At 63.2% G+C, this 17,765-nt stretch carries 18 protein-coding genes; 13 read left to right on the top strand and 5 right to left on the bottom strand.

Going from position 1 to position 17,765, the window contains the following annotated elements; translation table 11 throughout:
• Positions 1 to 15: 15 nt before the first annotated feature.
• The gene (locus PSH84_RS17640; RefSeq protein WP_053119574.1) at positions 16 to 324 is read right to left on the bottom strand and encodes a c-type cytochrome; all 309 of its coding nucleotides are present in this window, start codon (positions 322 to 324) and stop codon (positions 16 to 18) included.
• A 24-nt stretch (positions 325 to 348) separates the two neighbouring features.
• The gene (gene nirS, locus PSH84_RS17645) at positions 349 to 2,028 is read right to left on the bottom strand and encodes a nitrite reductase (protein ID WP_305481457.1); all 1,680 of its coding nucleotides are present in this window, start codon (positions 2,026 to 2,028) and stop codon (positions 349 to 351) included.
• Positions 2,029 to 2,227: 199 nt separating this feature from the next.
• Between nirS and PSH84_RS17650 the strand changes: the two genes are divergently transcribed.
• The 6 genes from PSH84_RS17650 (at position 2,228) to PSH84_RS17675 (ending at position 8,071) form a co-directional block, all read left to right on the top strand.
• A complete protein-coding gene (locus PSH84_RS17650) occupies positions 2,228 to 3,031 on the top strand; it encodes a CbbQ/NirQ/NorQ/GpvN family protein (protein WP_122566478.1) in 804 nt (267 codons plus the stop codon).
• Entirely contained in the window at positions 3,015 to 3,599 is a 585-nt protein-coding gene (locus PSH84_RS17655) for a cytochrome c oxidase subunit 3 (protein ID WP_305481458.1), read from the top strand. The genes PSH84_RS17650 and PSH84_RS17655 overlap by 17 nt, the downstream gene beginning before the upstream one ends.
• 12 nt (positions 3,600 to 3,611) lie before the next feature.
• Positions 3,612 to 3,857 (top strand): cytochrome C oxidase subunit IV family protein, encoded by a 246-nt coding sequence (locus tag PSH84_RS17660; protein ID WP_122566480.1) that lies wholly within the window; start codon positions 3,612 to 3,614, stop codon positions 3,855 to 3,857.
• Positions 3,858 to 4,183: 326 nt separating this feature from the next.
• Positions 4,184 to 4,624: a c-type cytochrome gene (locus tag PSH84_RS17665; RefSeq protein ID WP_003202495.1), complete on the top strand. Its 441-nt coding sequence runs from the start codon at positions 4,184 to 4,186 to the stop codon at positions 4,622 to 4,624.
• 3 nt (positions 4,625 to 4,627) lie between these two features.
• Positions 4,628 to 6,055 (top strand): cbb3-type cytochrome c oxidase subunit I, encoded by a 1,428-nt coding sequence (locus PSH84_RS17670; protein ID WP_122566481.1) that lies wholly within the window; start codon positions 4,628 to 4,630, stop codon positions 6,053 to 6,055.
• Positions 6,056 to 6,232: 177 nt separating this feature from the next.
• Complete coding sequence (locus PSH84_RS17675) at positions 6,233 to 8,071, top strand: nitric oxide reductase activation protein NorD (RefSeq protein ID WP_305481459.1); 1,839 nt, start codon at positions 6,233 to 6,235, stop codon at positions 8,069 to 8,071.
• 4 nt (positions 8,072 to 8,075) lie between these two features.
• Here the strand turns inward: PSH84_RS17675 and PSH84_RS17680 are convergent, their stop codons facing one another.
• Both PSH84_RS17680 and PSH84_RS17685 read right to left on the bottom strand, forming a co-directional pair.
• Complete coding sequence (locus tag PSH84_RS17680; protein WP_305470812.1) at positions 8,076 to 8,276, bottom strand: protein DnrP; 201 nt, start codon at positions 8,274 to 8,276, stop codon at positions 8,076 to 8,078.
• Positions 8,273 to 8,956, bottom strand: a complete 684-nt coding sequence (locus PSH84_RS17685) for a Crp/Fnr family transcriptional regulator (RefSeq protein WP_060742081.1) — start codon at positions 8,954 to 8,956, stop codon at positions 8,273 to 8,275. The genes PSH84_RS17680 and PSH84_RS17685 overlap by 4 nt, the downstream gene beginning before the upstream one ends.
• Positions 8,957 to 9,619: 663 nt before the next feature.
• On the opposite strand from PSH84_RS17685, the gene PSH84_RS17690 reads away from it, so the two are divergent.
• Positions 9,620 to 10,810: an NnrS family protein gene (locus PSH84_RS17690; RefSeq protein ID WP_305481460.1), complete on the top strand. Its 1,191-nt coding sequence runs from the start codon at positions 9,620 to 9,622 to the stop codon at positions 10,808 to 10,810.
• A 25-nt stretch (positions 10,811 to 10,835) separates the two neighbouring features.
• Complete coding sequence (locus PSH84_RS17695; protein ID WP_305471196.1) at positions 10,836 to 11,273, top strand: hypothetical protein; 438 nt, start codon at positions 10,836 to 10,838, stop codon at positions 11,271 to 11,273.
• 178 nt (positions 11,274 to 11,451) lie between these two features.
• On the opposite strand, the gene ytfE is transcribed toward PSH84_RS17695, so the two are convergent.
• Entirely contained in the window at positions 11,452 to 12,126 is a 675-nt protein-coding gene (gene ytfE / locus PSH84_RS17700; protein ID WP_122566485.1) for an iron-sulfur cluster repair protein YtfE, read from the bottom strand.
• A 162-nt stretch (positions 12,127 to 12,288) separates the two neighbouring features.
• Here ytfE and norR point away from each other — a divergent pair, with 162 nt between their 5' ends.
• From norR to ubiU, 5 genes are all read left to right on the top strand, one after another.
• Entirely contained in the window at positions 12,289 to 13,821 is a 1,533-nt protein-coding gene (norR, locus tag PSH84_RS17705) for a nitric oxide reductase transcriptional regulator NorR (RefSeq protein WP_305481461.1), read from the top strand.
• A 206-nt stretch (positions 13,822 to 14,027) separates the two neighbouring features.
• Positions 14,028 to 14,675, top strand: a complete 648-nt coding sequence (gene pdxH, locus PSH84_RS17710) for a pyridoxamine 5'-phosphate oxidase (RefSeq protein WP_305481462.1) — start codon at positions 14,028 to 14,030, stop codon at positions 14,673 to 14,675.
• Positions 14,676 to 14,896: 221 nt separating this feature from the next.
• Positions 14,897 to 15,451: a molybdenum cofactor biosynthesis protein B gene (moaB, locus tag PSH84_RS17715; RefSeq protein ID WP_018613453.1), complete on the top strand. Its 555-nt coding sequence runs from the start codon at positions 14,897 to 14,899 to the stop codon at positions 15,449 to 15,451.
• Complete coding sequence (locus PSH84_RS17720) at positions 15,448 to 16,683, top strand: molybdopterin molybdotransferase MoeA (protein WP_305481463.1); 1,236 nt, start codon at positions 15,448 to 15,450, stop codon at positions 16,681 to 16,683. The genes moaB and PSH84_RS17720 overlap by 4 nt, the downstream gene beginning before the upstream one ends.
• 81 nt (positions 16,684 to 16,764) lie before the next feature.
• Complete coding sequence (gene ubiU / locus PSH84_RS17725) at positions 16,765 to 17,760, top strand: ubiquinone anaerobic biosynthesis protein UbiU (protein ID WP_122566490.1); 996 nt, start codon at positions 16,765 to 16,767, stop codon at positions 17,758 to 17,760.
• The last annotated feature ends 5 nt before the right edge of the window (positions 17,761 to 17,765 follow it).

Consider the following 17,765-nt stretch of genomic DNA (forward strand, 5'->3'; position numbering starts at 1 on the left):
TGCCCTCAGTCAAAGTTATTTAAGGGTCAAGACCCACGCCGCGAGGATCTTGGCTTCCTCTTCCGTCACCGGATTGGCCGGCATCGGCATCGGTCCCCAGTTGCCTTGCGTGCCTTCCTTGATGTGCTTGGCGAGCACGTCCTGGGCCCCGGCGACGCCGGCGTTTTTTGCCGCGACCTCCTTGAGCGCCGGGCCCACCACCTTGGTGTCGATGGAATGGCAGGCGGCGCAGGGTTTGCTCTTGAACAACGTCGGGCCGTCCTGCGCCAACGCCGGCAGGCTGTAGGCGGCAGTCAAGGCCAGGGCAATCAGAATAGGCTTCATGGTTTTTCCTCTTATTGATGGGGCTCAATAGATGTCGTGTTGGGTGTTGTAGACGTTGAATTTCCCGGTCGGGGTGATCAGGCGCTTGTCCTTGATCACGTTCTTGACCTTGAGGGTCTTGTCGTCGATCACCACCAGCGCCGACTCGTCTTCCTGACCACTCCAGACCGAGAACCAGACCTCGTCGCCGGCCTTGTTGTATTCCGGTTGCACCACGCGCAACGCGCCTTTCTTGATGCCGGCGTATTCGGCAATCGGCAGCACGGTGTAGCCGGCGTCGAGCTTGTCGATGTTGAACACTGCCACCGACTGGCTGAGCTTGGTGTCGGGGCTGAGGGTGGTGTCGACATACAGGTGGCGCGACGCGGGGTGGGTCTTGATGAACAGCGAACCGCCACCCTGGCCCTGCAGCGAAGCGACCTGTTTCCAGGCGTATTGCGGATGCTTGGCCGGGTCGGTGCCAATCAGCGAAACCCCGGCATCGCCCAAGTGGCTGGTGGCCCAGACCGGCCCATAGAGTGGATGGTTGAAGTTGGCGCCGCGGCCCGGGTGCGGGGTCTTGCCGACGTCCACCAGGGCGGTGAGCTTGCGTTCCTTGGAGTCGATCACCGCAACCTTGTTGGAGTTGTTGGCGGCCGTCATGAAGTAGCGATGGCTGCTGTCCCAACCGCCGTCATGGAGGAACGGCGCGGCGTCGATGCTAGTGATGGTGAGGTTCTTGATGTCTTGGTAGTTGACCAGCATCACCTTGCCGGTTTCCTTGACGTTGACGATGAACTCCGGCCATTCGTGGGAGGCGATAATGGCCGCGACGCGAGGCTCGGGATGGTATTGCTGGGTGTCGACGGTCATGCCCCGGGTCGAGACGATTTGCTTGGGCTCCAGGGTCTCGCCGTCCATGATGGTGAACTGCGGCGGCCAGTAGGAACCGGCGACGGTGTACTTGTCCTCGTAGCCCTTGAACTTGGAGGTCTCCACCGAGCGGGCTTCGATACCGACCTTGATTTCCGCGACCTTGGTCGGCTCTTTTGGCCACAGGTCGATCATGTCGATCTTGGCGTCCCGACCGATCACCAACAGGTAGCGGCCCGACGCCGAGATGCGCGAGATGTGCACCGCGTAACCGGTGTCGATCAGCTTGACGATTTTCTTGCTGTCGCCGTCGATCAAGGCGATCTTGCCGTCGTCGCGCAGGGTCACCGAGAACAGGTTCTGCAGGTTGAGGCTGTTGAGCTGTTTGGTCGGCCGGTCTTCAGGCTTGACCAGGACCTTCCAGGTCTTGAGGGTTTCGGCCATGCCCCATTCCGGCGGTGTCGGCGGGGTGTGCTGGATGAACTTGGCCATCACCGTGATCTGGTCTTTGGTCAGGGCGTTGGAGGTGCCCCAGTTCGGCATGCCCGCGGCCGAGCCGTAGGTGATCAGCGCTTCCAGGTAAGCCTGGCCGCGAGACTGGGTGATGTCGGGTGTCAGCGGTTTGCCGGTGGCGCCTTTGCGCAGCACGCCATGGCAGCCGGCGCAGCGCTGGAAATAGATTTCCTTGGCCGAGTCGAAGTCGGCCTGGCTCAGGTCCGGCGCGCCTTCGGTCTTGACCACGCGGGACGGTTCCGGCGTGGTGGGTTGGTCGGCGAAGACGTAGGGAGCAACCAGCGCTGTACACAGCGCCGTCACCCTCAGGGCCCACGTTTTTTTGTGGCTGATCAGCATTCCATTTCTCCTCAGGCATGACCCGCGCTGCGCTGTAGTTGACGTTCGGCGCGCAGGTTCTTGGTGCGATGCAAGGCTATGCCCAGGGCGGTGGTGAGCCGCTTGACGGCGATCAAGTTTGCCGGCCGCCGCCCTTGCCAGGTTGTCGCAGGGCACCGTAGCGTGGCCGCCAATCGTGTTGTCTGATCAGGCCCCCGCCATGAACGCTATCCACACTTTGCAGCACCCCGACGAACCCTTTTATCAACCCCAGGACAACGAGCAGGCGCTGTTCGAACAGGCCTGGCATCACGGCATGCCGGTGCTGATCAAAGGCCCCACGGGTTGCGGCAAGACCCGTTTCGTCCAGCACATGGCCCACCGGTTGAAGCTGCCGCTGTACACCGTCGCCTGCCACGATGACTTGAGCGCGGCCGACCTGGTGGGCCGTCACCTGATCGGCGCCCAGGGCACCTGGTGGCAGGACGGCCCCTTGACCCGGGCCGTGCGTGAGGGCGGTATCTGCTATCTGGATGAAGTGGTCGAAGCGCGCCAGGACACGGCGGTGGTGCTGCACCCGCTGGCCGATGATCGCCGGCAGTTGTACCTGGAGCGCACCGGCGAAGTGCTGCAGGCGCCGCCGTCCTTCATGCTGGTGGTGTCGTACAACCCCGGTTACCAGAACCTGCTCAAGGGCATGAAACCCAGCACGCGCCAGCGTTTCGTGGCGATGCGCTTTGGCTATCCGGCGGTGGCCGATGAAGAGCGCATCGTCGCCCGCGAGGCGGGCGTGGACATCGCCCTGGCGGCCCAGGTGGTGCGGCTCGGGCAGGCGCTGCGCCGGCTCGATCAGCACGACCTTGAAGAGGTGGCCTCGACGCGCCTGTTGATTTTCGCCGCGCGCATGATCGGTTCCGGCATGGACCCGCGCCAAGCCTGCCTGGCGTGCCTGGCCGAGCCGTTGAGTGACGACCCGCAGACTGTTGCCGCGTTGATGGATGTGGTCGATGTCCACTTCGGCTGAAACCGCTGGCGTGTCCCGGCGCTTGCCCGGGGATCTGGCGATGTGGTTTTTCATCCTCGCCGAATTGTCGGTGTTTGCGCTGTTGATCCTGGCGTTCACCGTTGCCCAGGCGTTGCATCCGCAGATGTTCAGCGAGGGCCGGCAGTTGCTGGACCGGTCCACGGGGCTGGCGATGACCCTCAGCTTGTTGACTGCCGGCCTGCTCGCCGCCCTGGCCCAAGAGCAAGTCAGGCACGACCGACCGCGTCGAGCCGCGCTGTTATTGTGCGGGGCGTTGTTGCTCGCCTGCGGCTATGTGGCGATCAAACTCACGGAGTACGCCCATCTGTTGGCGAACGGCTTGGGGATGGAGCACAACACATTCTTCACCTTGTACTGGATCCTCACTGCGTTTCATTTCCTCCATGTGCTACTGGGCATGGTGATCCTTGCCTGGCTTGCCGAGGGTTGCCGGCGAGGTCGCTATGGGTCGCAGCGCAACAGTGGGCTGGAATCCGGTGTGCTGTATTGGCACATGGTGGATCTGGTCTGGGTGCTGCTGTTCCCGGTTGTCTACATTCTCGGTTGAGCGGAGGTGCTCATGTCGGCTTCCCGTGTCTTGATCGCCTGCTGGATGACGCTGGCTGTGCTGAGCACCGGCACCGTCGCCCTGGGCCAGGTCGCTGCCAGCGGGTTGGTGTCCATTGCCATCCTGGCGGTCGCGGTGACCAAGGCCTGGCTGATCGCCGACGGTTTCATGGAACTGCGCCATGCGCCGCGGTTGTGGCGGCGGTTGGTGTTGAGTTGGGCGATGGTGCTCGCGATTGCAATCTCATTCACGCTCTGATTCCCGACACAATCCCCTGTGGCGAGGGAGCTTGCTCCCGCTGGGCTGTGAAGCAGCCCCAACAGCAACACTCAATCCATCTGACACACCGCGTCAGCAGGTTTTAGGGTCGCTTCGCAACCCAGCGGGAGCAAGCTCCCTCGCCACAAAAGCTCACCTGGCTTTCGGGCGGTATTGGAACAACCCAGCAAAACACAACAGCTCACCTGGCTTTCGGGCAGCGCTGGAACAACCCAGCAAAACCATCGGAGATTCTTGATCGCCATCAAGCGGTTTCAGACCCCTCGCTTCCTAAAATGGTCACGCCAAGCAATGAGGAAGTGACCATGTCAGATACCTTCACCAAAGGCATGGCCAGGAATATTTACTTCGGGGGAAGCATCTTCTTCTTTCTGATATTCCTGGCCCTGACCTACCACACGGAACAGACCTTTCCCGAACGCAGCAACCAGGCGCAATTGACGGAGTCGGTGATACGCGGCAAGGGCGTCTGGGAGCGCAACAATTGCATCGGTTGCCATACCCTGCTGGGCGAGGGCGCGTATTTTGCGCCGGAGCTGGGCAACGTCGTGAACCGGCGCGGTGGCGACGAGGCCTTCAAGCCGTTCCTGCAGGCCTGGATGAAAATGCAACCGCTGAACGTGCCGGGTCGTCGGGCCATGCCGCAGTTCAACCTGAGCGAGCAGGAAGTCGACGACATCGCCGAGTTCCTCAAGTGGAGCTCGAAAATCAACACCAATGGCTGGCCGCCAAACAAGGAGGGCTGAGAGATGAGCATGGCTAATCCGCATCTGAAATTCGCCTCACAGGCCGTCGCCAAACCCTACTTCGTGTTTGCCCTGATGTTGTTCCTCGGGCAGGTGCTGTTCGGTTTGATCATGGGCTTGCAATACGTGGTCGGCGACTTCCTGTTCCCGCTGATTCCGTTCAACGTGGCCCGCATGGTCCACACCAACCTGCTGATCGTCTGGCTGCTGTTCGGCTTCATGGGCGCGGCGTATTACCTGATACCGGAGGAGGCCGACCGCGAACTGCACAGCCCGAAACTGGCGCTGGTGTTGTTCTGGGTATTTGCCGCCGCAGGGGTGGCGACAATCCTGGGTTACCTCTCGGTGCCTTATGCGACGCTGGCGAAGTTCACCGGCAACGATTTGCTACCGACCATGGGTCGCGAATTCCTGGAGCAGCCGACCATCACCAAAATGGGCATCGTGGTGGTGTGCCTGGGGTTTCTCTACAACATCGGCATGACCTTGCTCAAAGGTCGCAAGACCACGGTCAGCATGGTGATGATGACCGGGCTGATCGGCCTGGCGGTGTTCTTCCTGTTCTCCTTCTACAACCCGGAAAACCTCGCCCGCGACAAGTTCTACTGGTGGTGGGTGGTGCATCTTTGGGTGGAAGGCGTCTGGGAACTGATCATGGGGTCGATGCTTGCCTTCGTTCTGATCAAAATCACCGGTGTGGACCGCGAAGTGGTTGAAAAATGGCTCTACGTGATCATCGCCATGGCGCTGATCACCGGGATCATCGGCACCGGCCACCACTTCTTCTGGATCGGCGCGCCTGAGGTCTGGTTGTGGGTCGGCTCGATCTTCTCCGCGCTGGAACCGCTGCCGTTCCTGGCGATGGTGATCTTCGCCTTCAGCATGGTGAAAAACCGTCGTCGGCAGCATCCGAACCGCGCCGCCACGCTATGGGCCAAGGGCACTACGGTCACCGCGTTCTTTGGCGCGGGCGTCTGGGGTTTCTTGCACACCCTGGCGCCAGTCAACTACTACACCCACGGTTCGCAACTGACCGCGGCCCACGGTCACCTGGCCTTCTACGGTGCCTACGCAATGATCGTGATGACGCTGATCAGCTACGCCATGCCACGCTTGCGCGGCTTGGGTGAAGCGGCGGACGAGCGCTCCCAGCGGTTGGAGATCTGGGGCTTCTGGTTGATGACCTTGTCGATGGTGATGATCACCTTGTTCCTCACCGCAGCTGGTGTGGTCCAGGTCTGGTTGCAGCGGTGGATGGAGGATGGCAGTGCCTTGCCGTTCATGGCGACGATGGATCATTTGAAACCGCTGTTCTGGGCACGACTGGTCAGCGGCGTCGGGTTCCTGGCCGGGCTGCTCTGCTACCTGTTCAGCTTCCGTCAACGTGGCCGTGCGGCCCTGCGTGCACCGGCGGCGGTGGTGCCTTCGTAACACACCACAATTGTTAATCCGGACCCATTTGTGGCGAGGGGATTTATGTGGGAGCAAGGCTTGCCCGCGATGGGGGCGATGCAGTCTTTCAGAGATCAAGGCGCCTGTTTCGCGAGCAAGCTTTGCTCCCACACAAATCCCCTCGCCACAATGGGCTCGGCTTAAGAGGAAATAACCATGGCATTCACCCTGGAGCTGGAAGAATGGGTCGGCAGTGTCTGGCACCGTTTCATCACCCGCCGGGCCAGTGCCGATTTTCCGGAGGCTCGGGTCGAGCTGGTCCCCCGGCACCGTGCGCTGCAGGTGCTGTTTCGCGCCACCGGCGGTGCGCCTCACCTGGGGGTGGAAGCGGTCAGCGACCGCGACCTGTTGCTGCGTCGCAACCTGTTGCAGCAGATCGCCGGCACCTGCAAGCAAGTGCCTTTGGCCTGGTGCGATGGCGATAACCTGCGGCTGCCGGCGAGCCTGGCGGCGTTCCCCGATATCGAGCTCAACCAAGAACTGTACCGCTGGCTGGCGTTGCTGGCCGCGCAGTCAGGACCGATGAAGCACTGGGGGCGAGACAATCAGCGCTGGACCCTGGCCGTGCTGAAGCGCTACCCGGCGCTGCGCCCTCGCTACCGGCGGCTGGTGGACGCGCACCTGTCCCTGCGTCCCGACCCGGCCACGCTCAACCCGGGCGAAGCCGCCCTGGAGCGGGCGTTGTGCCAAGCCTTGCGCGAACCGGGCAGTGTCGAACATTTTCCCCGCAGCGAACGGGCCGCCTGGCCGTTGCCGCTGTGGCTCTACCCACCCCAACACCTGGCCAATCCCCAGGCCGCCAACCTCGAAGAGTCCGAGCAATACCTGGCCACGCCGTCCGGCGAGCAACAGGGCGGGCGCAAGCGCGCCGAGCGAATCGATGACAGCAGCCGTGACGGTGGGCTGCTGATCGTGCGCCTGGAAAACCTGTTCAGTTGGACCGAACACGTGGACCTGGATCGCTGGGCGGATGACAGCGAAGACCCGGACGCCGCTCGCGTCGCCGAGGACCTGGATCAGTTGACCTTGTCGCGCACCCGCGTGCGCAAGGGCGGTGGCTTGAAACTGCACCTGGACCTGCCTCCGGCCGATGTGGATGACATCCCGTTGGGCGCGGGCATCCTGTTGCCGGAATGGGATTACCGCAAGCAACGCCTGCAAGACGACTTCGTCAGTCTGCAAACCTTTACCCCCCGCGATTGCCAGCCCCAGCCGTTGCCCGCACGCCTGCGAAGCTCGGCCCAGCGCCTGCGTCGCCAGTTCGAACACTTGCGCAACGATCGCCAATGGTTGCGCCAGCAAACCCAAGGTTCGGAGCTGGATCTGCAAGCCTGGCTGGACTTTCATGTCGAGCGCCAGCACGGCCAGTGCAGCGAACGCGGCCTGTTCATGGACCAGCGCCAGACCCGCCGCGACCTGGCCTGCCTGCTGCTGGCCGACTTGTCGATGTCCACCGATGCCCACCTCAACGACGAGCACCGGGTGATCGATGTGATCCGCGACAGCCTGTTGCTGTTCGGCGAAACCCTGTCGGTGCTGGGGGATGATTTCGCTTTGTACGGGTTCTCTTCCCTGCGCCGCCAGCAGGTGCGCATGCATGAGCTCAAGGCCTTCAACCAGCGTTACGACGATCACACCCGCGGACGCATCCAGGGCCTCAAGCCCGGTTACTACACGCGCATGGGCGCAGCGATTCGCCAGGCCACGCAACGGTTGGCGGGCTGCAGGCGGCGGCGCAAATTGTTGTTGCTGCTCAGTGACGGCAAGCCCAATGACCTGGACCTTTACGAGGGACGCTACGGTGTGGAAGACACCCGCCAGGCGGTGCTTGAGGCGCGACGCGAAGGGTTGACGCCGTTCTGCATTACCATCGATCGCGAAGCGGGGGATTACCTGCCGTACATGTTCGGGGCCAACGGCTACACCTTGATTCGCCAGCCCGAGCAACTGCCGCTGCGTCTACCGCAGTTGTACCGGCAGTTGACTCAGGATTGAGGGTTCAGACGATGCTGCGAGGCAGCCAGAAGAACATGACGATGCAGAAGATCGTCAGTCCGACACAGAACCAACTGAAGCGCCGCAGCCGACGTTCGCTGGCCAATGCAACCTCGGCCGGCAGGGGCATGCCGCACTGGCGGCATTCGGTGGTATCGACAGGGTTGGCTCTTTGGCAATACAGGCAAGTGGGCTGCGCGCTCATTCGAATTGCTCCAGGCGCAGGCGATCGAGAATGGCGATCTGGCGACCGTCCTGGGTGATGATTTTTTCATCGATCAGGCGCCGGATGATCCGCGAAAAGGTTTCCGGCTGGATCGACAGGTGCCCGGCGATCAACTGCTTGGCCATCGGCAGTTCGAACTGGCTGTCGACGGTTTGCAGGCGCACCAGTTGCGTCAGCAGGTAGCGCACCACGCGGTGAGTGGCGTTTTTCAGTGACAGGGTTTCAATTTCGTTGACCCGTTGGTGCAGGCGCACGCAGAGCTTGCCGAGCAGGGCGAAGGTCAGCCGGCTGTTGCTTTGCAGCAGGCGCATGTAGGTGGCGTTGGACAGCCGATACAACTGGGTCGGACCGACGGCTTCGGCGGACGCGACGTAGTTGGGCGTGTCCATCAGCATCATGGCTTCGGCGAAGGTCTGGCGCTCGCCGATCACCTCGAAGACTTTTTCCTGGCCGTCCGGGGTCAGCCGGTAGATTTTCACCGCCCCGGAAATCACGAAGTAAAACGCCTGCGCCGGTTCTCCCTGGCGGAACAACGGGTCGCCCTTGTCGATGCTCAGCAACTGGCTGTTGCTCATCAATTCGTCGAGCTGTTCTTCGTTCAAGGGCTCGAACAGATGATGGCTGCGCAGAATCTGGTGATGGACACGGTGGAGCACCATGGCATGGATCCTTGTAGTGGCGAAAGAAGTGAGCGGGGTCAGACCAGGCTCAGGGACAGGCCGCTGGCAAGCGCCAGGACGCAGGTGAGCACGACGAACCAGGTGAGCGGCAGAACGACGGATTTCATGGATGACCCCGGCAACAAAGGTAATGCCGTGCCTGAGCAAGAGCCGGGCCAGGCTTGGGTGCTTTGATTCGTGGGGCGTTGGGGCTGGTGAGGGTAGAAATGACCCTGGCGCAATAGGGTTAAAACGACCATGACCGGGTCATAAATACCCCGTTCGACTACAGTCCCTGTGGGAGCACAATGCTGTACACAAAAGAAGTGATGGACCTGTGGCGAGGGAGCTTGCTCCCGCTCGGCTGCGAAGCAGTCGTAAACCGGCGGGTGCGGAGTGTCTGATGCTCCGCATTTGGCGGGTTTAGGGGCCGCTTCGCGGCCCAGCGGGAGCAAGCTCCCTCGCCACGGGTTTATCGAATGCCTTAAGTGAGCTCCCACAATGACCCAGTTCGGCAAGCCCCTTGCAAGTGCCTGTTCGAGGCGGGAGGTTGCCGATGCGCTGGCTTGATCTGAGACAAGGCCTGCTGGCGTCGATAGCCGATCATTCGAACCCTGGTTTGTCGTACCTCGCTGACGGTTTGGCGAGGCAAAGGAGTGATGTATGCAAGTGCTTGACCGTCGCAAGGCCATGGCCATCGCGCCGCTGTGGCGCCTGGCGTTTCGGCCGTTCTTTCTGGCCGGTTGCGTGCTGGCGCTGCTGGCCATTCCCTTTTGGCTCGCGGCGTTTACCGGGCGCTTGTCGACCTGGCAGCCGGCCGGCGGCTGGTTGGCCTGGCACCGACATGAATTGTTGTTCGGCTTCGGCCTGGCGATCATCGCCGGGTTCCTGCTGACGGCGGTGCAAACCTGGACCGGCACCCCGGGGCTCAGTGGCAAGCGCTTGGCCGCGCTGGCGTCGCTGTGGCTCGGCGCGCGGCTGGCCTGGCTGGTCGATGCGCCCTGGCCGTTGCTGACGCTGCTGGAGTTGGGTTTTGCCCTGGCGGTCGCTGTGTTGATGGGCGTGACGTTGTGGCGTGTGCGGCAGAAGCGCAATTACCCGATTGTCCTGGTATTGCTGTTGTTGGCCGCCGCCGATGGGTTATCCGTGTATGGCCTGGTGCAGCACAACGAAGGCTTGCAGCGCCAGAGCGTGCTCACCGGCCTGTGGCTGGTGGCGGCGATGATGGGGTTGATCGGCGGGCGCGTGATTCCATTCTTTACCCAGCGCGGCCTTGGGCGGGTCGAGGGCGTGGCCCCTTGGCCGTGGCTCGATCGCTTGTTGCTGGCGGGTGCGGCGCTGGTGGCGTTGTTATATGCCTTCGGTCCGGCGCTGGTGGCCAGCGCCTGGGTCGGCCTGTTGTTCGCCGCGTTGGCGGTGGGTCACGGGATTCGACTGGTGCGTTGGCATGATCGGGACTTGTGGCGGGTGCCGCTGCTGTGGTCGTTGCACCTGGCCTACGCTTGGCTGGCGGTGGCCTGCCTGGGCATGGCGCTGTGGCACTTCGGGATGCCGGTGAACCCGAGCCTGGCGGTGCACAGCCTGACCATCGGTGCCATGGCCGGTTTGATCCTGGCGATGATTGCCCGCGTCAGCCTGGGCCATACTGGGCGAGCCCTGGAGCCACCGGCGGGCATGACCCTGGCCTTTATCCTGCTGAACGTGGCGTGCCTGAGCCGTGTGCTGTTGGTGCTGCTGTTGCCGCTGGCTGGGCTGTGGCTGGCGGCGCTGTGTTGGACATTGGCGTTCGGCCTCTACGCTTGGCGTTATGGCCCGATGCTGTTGCAGACCCGGGTGGATGGGCATCCGGGATGAGTCGATGGGGCGGAGGGGATCGATGATGTACGGGGTCTTGCTGGTCACGCACCTGTTGGCGGCGATCGCCTTCATTGGCACGCTGTTTTTTGAGGTGTTCATCTGGCATGCCGCCCGCCGGCCTTTGACGCAGATCGTCAGGGAAGGCGCTGATCAGGCGATTGCCCAGCGCTCGCGGCATGTACTGCATGGCGTGGTGCTGGTGTTGTACGGCGCCGGCCTGGCCCTGGCCTGGCAACATCGCGGCGCATTGAGCCAGCCGTTGAGCAACAGCTTCGGCCTGCTGCTGAGCCTGAAGATCCTGCTGGCGCTGAGCATCGTCGGGCACTATGTGTGGCTGGCGTACTGGCTCAAGCGCGGCTGCCTGACACCCAGCCGCGCCTGCTGGCTGCGGCGCAGTATCCTGGGGCACATGGTACTGATCGTGGTGTTGGCGAAGGCGATGTTCTATTGGCAGTTTTGAGCAAGAGGGTGAAAGCCAGCACTTGATTCATGGGGGTTGCAAAACAGGCTGGACACCACCAATCCCCTGTGGGAGCGAGCTTGCTCGCGATGGCGTCGGATCAGTCAGTATTGAGTTTTCTGATCCACCGCTATCGCGAGCAAGCTCGCTCCCACAAGGGGTATGCAGTGCTTGATGGTCAGCGAGCGGGCTTCATCGCATTGACGAACAACACATTGTTTTCCAGGTGGATGTGCTGCATCAGGTCGTCGCGAAACTCCACCAGCCCGCGGTACAGGGCGCGCCAGGTGTTGCAGGCGTCGGAGGGCGGGGTGATCTGGTCGGTCAGGGCGAGCATGGTTTCCAGGGCTTCACCGTGCTGGTCGTGTTCATAGCGCAGGACCTGGATCGGCGCCGAGGCCCGTTCGCCCAGGCCCTGCTGCAGCATCGGGAACAGCACCTGTTCTTCCTTGAGCATGTGGCCTTCGAGTTCCTGATACATGTCCTGCAAGTGATCGGCCAGGCCGTTGGGGCAACTGGCCCGGGCACCATGGACCTGTTCGACGCGCCGGGCCAGGCGGATCAATTCCGGCAGCTGTTCGCGGTGGCGCGCGTGGTAGCGTTCCAGGATGTGGGCGATCAACAGCGCCTGGGGCTCGTCGCGCCAGTCATGGCCCAGTTCCCCGGCGGCTTGCAAGGTGCTGAGGGCATCGGCGATCAGCAGCGGGTTGAGGCCTTTGCCCAGCGCGGCTTCGCGCAAGGATTTTTGCCCACCGCAGCAGAAGTCGAGGTTGTAATGATGGAAGGTGCGGGTCGCACCGGGAATGTCGCAGGCCAGTTGGCCCAGGCTTTGTTCCAGCAGGTCGAGGCTCATCATGTTTCCTTGGGTTGAATCCCGGGGAGGGACAGATGGGCACTCTCTTTGCAGCCGGCGTGCCAAATATAACTAACTGAAAACTAAGCCTTAAATTTTTTACAGGGTGATTGTCACCCTGACTGTGAAGGGTCAAACGAACCCTGGAGGGTCATCACTACCATGCTGCGTGAAAGCCTGGCCGCCGACCTGATCGTCGAGCTGCCCAATGCGGTGCGATTGCAGCGCCTGGTGCAGACCCTGCGCGAATACTTCAACAGTGGCGCCGTGGGGTTGCTGCGCCTGGACGACGACAGCCTCAGGCCCGTGGCCACAGTGGGCCTGGTCCACGAGGCGCTGGGACGACGCTTCGTGATTGCCCAGCACCCGCGCCTGGCGGCGATCATGGCCTCGCGCGAACCCACCTGGTTCGAACCGGACAGTCGTTTGCCGGATCCTTATGACGGCTTGCTCGACAACCACGTCGGTGAACCCCTGCCGGTGCATGACTGCATGGGCGTGAGCCTGTACGTGGAAGGCCGGCTCTGGGGTGCGATCACCCTGGATGCGTTGCACGCCGGCACCTTCGACAGCCGCGCCCGGGAGGAACTCAAGCGCTGCACGCTGCAGATCGAGGCGGCGGTGAGGGTCACTCGACTTGAACAGGAAAACCGTAGCCTGCGGGCATCGCGCAGCGACCAGACCGACCTGCGCTTGCCAGCCGAGGAGGGCGAGATCCTTGGGCGCAGCGAAGGTTTGCAGCAATTGCTCAACGAGCTGGATGTGCTGGCCGACTCCGAATTGCCGGTGCTATTGCTGGGGGAAACCGGTGTGGGCAAGGAGCTGTTCGCCCGCCGCCTGCATCGCTTGTCCCGGCGCGGTCACAAGCCGCTGGTCCAGGTCAACTGCGCAGCATTGCCCGAGTCCCTGGCCGAAAGCGAGTTGTTCGGCCACGTCAAAGGTGCGTTCTCCGGGGCGACCACCGACCGCGCCGGGCGTTTCGATGCGGCCAATGGCGGCACGCTGTTTCTCGATGAGGTCGGTGAGTTGCCGTTGAGTGTGCAGGCCAAGTTGCTGCGCACCCTGCAGAACGGTGAGATCCAGCGCTTGGGGGCGGACAAGCCGTTGCACGTCGATGTGCGGATCATCGCCGCCACCAACCGGCACTTGCCCGACAGCATTCGCGACGGGCTGTTTCGCGCCGACCTGTACCACCGGCTTTCGGTCTACCCGGTGCCGATCCCGCCGCTGCGTGAGCGTGGCCACGATGTGTTGATGCTGGCCGGACACTTTCTCGAACTGAACCGCACACGCCTGGGCTTGCGCGGCTTGCGCCTGTCACCGGCGGCCGAACAGGCGTTGTTGGCGTACAGTTGGCCCGGCAATGTGCGGGAGCTGGAGCACGTCATCAGTCGCGCGGCGTTAAAGCAACTGAGCCGCGGTGCCAGTCGCAGCCTGATCATGACCCTGGAGCCGCAGGTGCTGGACCTGGACGTCAACGCTAACACCGCCACGGCCCATGCGTTGCTGGAGGCGCCCCCGGAGGCGCTCGATGCACCGATCCAGCCGTTGAGCGAAGCCGTCGATGGTTGTCAGCGACAGGCGATCCTCAACGCCCTGGAGCGTTGCGGGCAGAACTGGGCGGGGGCGGCGCGGTTGTTGGAGGTGGATCCGAGCAACTTGCATAAGCTGGCGCGGCGGTTGGGGCTTAAGTAGCCGTTGATCTGTTAGACCGCGTTGCCTTCATCGCGAGCAAGCTCGCTCCCACAGGTGATCTGCTGTGTTCACAAGTCCCCTGTGGGAGCGAGCTTGCTCGCGATAGCGCCCTTCAATTCACCACAAGAACCGGCATTGACGACGATCAAGGCCCGGCAACCCGGCCGACTCCACACTGGCCCAAACCCATTGTGGAGATCACCCTCATGCCCCTTTCCCTGGCCAAAATGCGCCGCCAGTACACCCTCAATGGACTGGATGAAGCCCAGGCACCCGACGATCCCATGGCTTTGTTCACGCTCTGGATGCAACAGGCCCGCGACACCGAAAGTCCACCCGTGGAAGCCAACGCCATGGCCCTGGCGACGGTGGACGAACAGGGTCGGCCTCATTGTCGGATCTTGTTGCTCAAGGGCTTCGACGCCCAGGGTTTTTCGTTTTTCGGCAACTACGACAGTGCCAAGGGCCAGGATCTGGCGGCCAATCCCTGGGCGGCCATGACGTTTTTCTGGCCGGGGCTGGAGCGGCAAGTGCGCATCGAAGGGCCGGTCCACAAACTCGATCCAGCGCTGTCGGATGCCTACTTCGAGTCCCGTTCCGTAGGCAGTCGCCTGGGTGCCTGGGCGTCGCCACAAAGTCGCCCTCTGGCGGATCGGGCCGCGCTGGAAACCTTGCTGGCGCAGACTGAACAACGCTTCGCCGATCAGCCCGTGCGGCGTCCCGACCATTGGGGCGGCTATTGCCTGCGGCCCGAACGCCTGGAGTTCTGGCAGGGCCGCGCCGACCGTTTGCACGATCGGCTCGACTACCGTCTGCAAGACGGCTCCTGGCAACGTAGTCGCCTGGCACCCTGAATGGATGCCTTTGTAGGAGCTGCCGAAGGCTGCGATCTTTTGATCTTTCGCTTGAGACTCAAGTGGCCCTGGAAAGATCGCAGCCTCGCTACGCTCGGCAGCTCCTACGGGAATAGGATCGTTCTTGCATGGGGTGCCAAGGGAGGTACCTCCAAGGAGGAATAGGCCGGGCAACGATTGCGGTTCAGGCTGGGCCATCTTTTCTGACAGGACGGCTGATCATGGCCCATCTGACGCAACGCCTCTTTCAACCGCTGAACATCGCGGTCCTTACCATTAGCGATACTCGAACCTTCGACACCGACACCTCGGGCCAGACCCTGGCGGATCTGCTGCAAACCGCTGGGCACGTGCTCATCGACCGTGGGCTGGTGAAGGACGATATCTACCAGATCCGTGCCCAGGTCTCCCAATGGATCGCCGACCCCAAGGTGCAGGTGGTGCTGATGACCGGCGGCACCGGTTTTACCCCGCGCGACAACACGCCCCAAGCGGTGGCGCCGTTGCTGGACAAACAGGTGGACGGTTTCGGCGAACTGTTCCGCCAGGTGTCGCTGGCTGAGATCGGCATGTCCACCCTGCAATCCCGCGCTTTGGCGGGCATGAGCAATGGCGTGCTGGTGTGCTGCTTGCCGGGTTCGCCGGGCGCTTGTCGGACCGGTTGGGAGCAGATCCTGGCGGGGCAATTGGACAGCCGCACCGGCCCGTGCAATTTCACCCCGCATCTCAAGCCCCAGGACGGCATCGCCCCGACGGCGTGCGAGACGCGCTCGTGAGCGGCCGGGTATGCGACAGCGGCGTGCTGATGCCGGTGGATGAAGCGATCCGGCATCTGCTCGACCAGGCACCGCCGCCACCGCCCGTGCAACGAGTCGGCCTTGATCAAGCCCTGGCGCGGGTGTTGGCCGCCGATATCGTGTGCCCGGTGAACCTGCCGGCCTGGGACAACAGCGCGATGGACGGCTATGCCCTGCGGGCCGCTGACCTGCCGGTTGATGGCGGCTACCTGGCGTTGGCCGGGCGCATCGCCGCCGGTGACGGGCCGGGCGAACCGTTGCAGGCCGGGCAGGTCGTGCGGATTTTTACCGGCGCGCCGCTGCCTCCGGGGGCCGACACGGTGGTGCCACAGGAAAGCTGCCAGGTCGACGGCGAGCGAGTCTGGCTGCCATCGGTCAACAGCGGTGACCATGTTCGCAAGGAAGGCGAAGAGCTGCGTCGAGGTGATCGGCTGCTCGAAGCGGGCACGCGTCTGCGCGCCCAGGAACTGGGTTTGCTCGCCGGTGCCGGCGTCCCTCAGGTGGACGTCTATCGCCCCTTGCAAGTGGGCTTGCTCAGCAGCGGCAATGAGCTGCGCGAACCGGGCGAGCCACTGGCGCTAGGGCAGATCTACAACAGCAATCGCCATAGCCTCGCCGCGCTGTTGCGTGGCTGGGGTGTTGAGGTGCATGACTTCGGGGTCATGCCCGACCAGTTATCGGCCAGTCGACAAGCGTTGCGCCTGGCCGCGGCCGAATGTGATGTGCTGATCACATCGGGCGGTGTCTCGGTGGGCGAAGAGGACCACCTCAAGCAAGCCATCGAAGCCCTGGGCAGCATCGACCTCTGGCGCCTGGCGATCCAGCCGGGCAAGCCCCTGGCCTTTGGCGATGTGGCGGGAAAACCTTGGATCGGGCTGCCGGGTAATCCGTCGGCGGCGTTGATTACGGCGCTGATCGTCGTGCGGCCGTTCCTGTTCCGGGCCCAGGGTATGGACAAGGTCCTGCCGGTGCCGTTGCAACTCCCGGCCGGGTTCGACTGGCTCAAGCGCAACCGACGTCGACAGTACCTGCGCGCCAGATTGGTTGCGGATGCCAACGGTCACCTGTGCGTGGAGCTGCACCCGCAGCAAAGTTCGGCAATGCTGACGGCCGCGTGCTGGGCCGATGGGCTGGCGGTGGTGGAGTGTGAGGCGCAACTGCACAAGCACGACAAGGTGCTGTACCTGCCATTCTCCGACCTGATGCATTGACGGCAATTGATTGCCGTCAAGGTCGCCGGCCGAGGGCTGGCTAGACTGGCGGCGCCCTTAGTTTCCTCACGAGGATGCCCCATGCAACTGGTTTGCCCGGCAGGGAATCTGCCTGCCCTCAAAGCGGCGGTGCGCCAAGGCGCCGATGCCGTCTATGTCGGCTTTCGCGATGACACCAATGCCCGGCATTTCGCCGGGCTGAACATGGACGACAAACAGTTCGACGCGGCTGTCGCGCATATCCGCCAGCACCAACGCAAGCTGTACGTGGCGGTCAATACTTATCCGCAACCCAAGGGCTGGGAGCGCTGGCAACGGGCCGTGGACCGTGCCGCCGATTTCGGCGTGGACGCCCTGATCGCCGCCGACCCCGGCGTGCTCAGCTACGCCAGCCAGCGCCATCCGAAACTGGCGCTGCACCTGTCGGTACAAGGCTCGGCGACCCACGCCGCGGCCCTGGCTTTTTACGCCCAGCGCTATGACATCCGTCGCGCTGTGCTGCCGCGGGTGCTGTCTTTGGCCCAGGTGCGGCAGGTGGCGGCGGGCAGCCCGGTGCCGATCGAAGTCTTCGGCTTCGGCAGCCTGTGCATCATGGCCGAGGGCCGTTGCCACTTGTCTTCCTACATTACCGGCGAGTCGCCGAACCTGTGCGGCGTCTGCTCGCCCGCCAAGGCCGTGCGCTGGAGCGAGGACGCCCAAGGCCTCAGTGCACGCCTGAGCGAGGTGCTGATCGACCGCTACACCCCCGAAGAGCCGGCCGGTTATCCGACCCTGTGCAAAGGCCGCTTCCTGGTGGGCGGCAAGCGCTTCCATGCGCTGGAAGAACCCACCAGCCTCGACACCCTCGACCTGCTGCCGGAACTGACGGCCATCGGCGTCGAAGCGGTGAAGATCGAAGGCCGCCAACGCAGCCCGGCCTACGTTGAACAAGTGACCCGGGTCTGGCGCGCCGCGCTGGACGCCCATCAGGCCGCGCCGCAACGGTTCCGGGTGCGGGAAGAATGGCGCCAGGTGCTGGCCGGTTTGTCCGAAGGCAGCCAGACCACCCTGGGTGCCTACCATCGATCATGGCAATGAAGGAG

Source organism: Pseudomonas beijingensis (assembly GCF_030687295.1).
Lineage (GTDB): Bacteria > Pseudomonadota > Gammaproteobacteria > Pseudomonadales > Pseudomonadaceae > Aquipseudomonas > Aquipseudomonas beijingensis.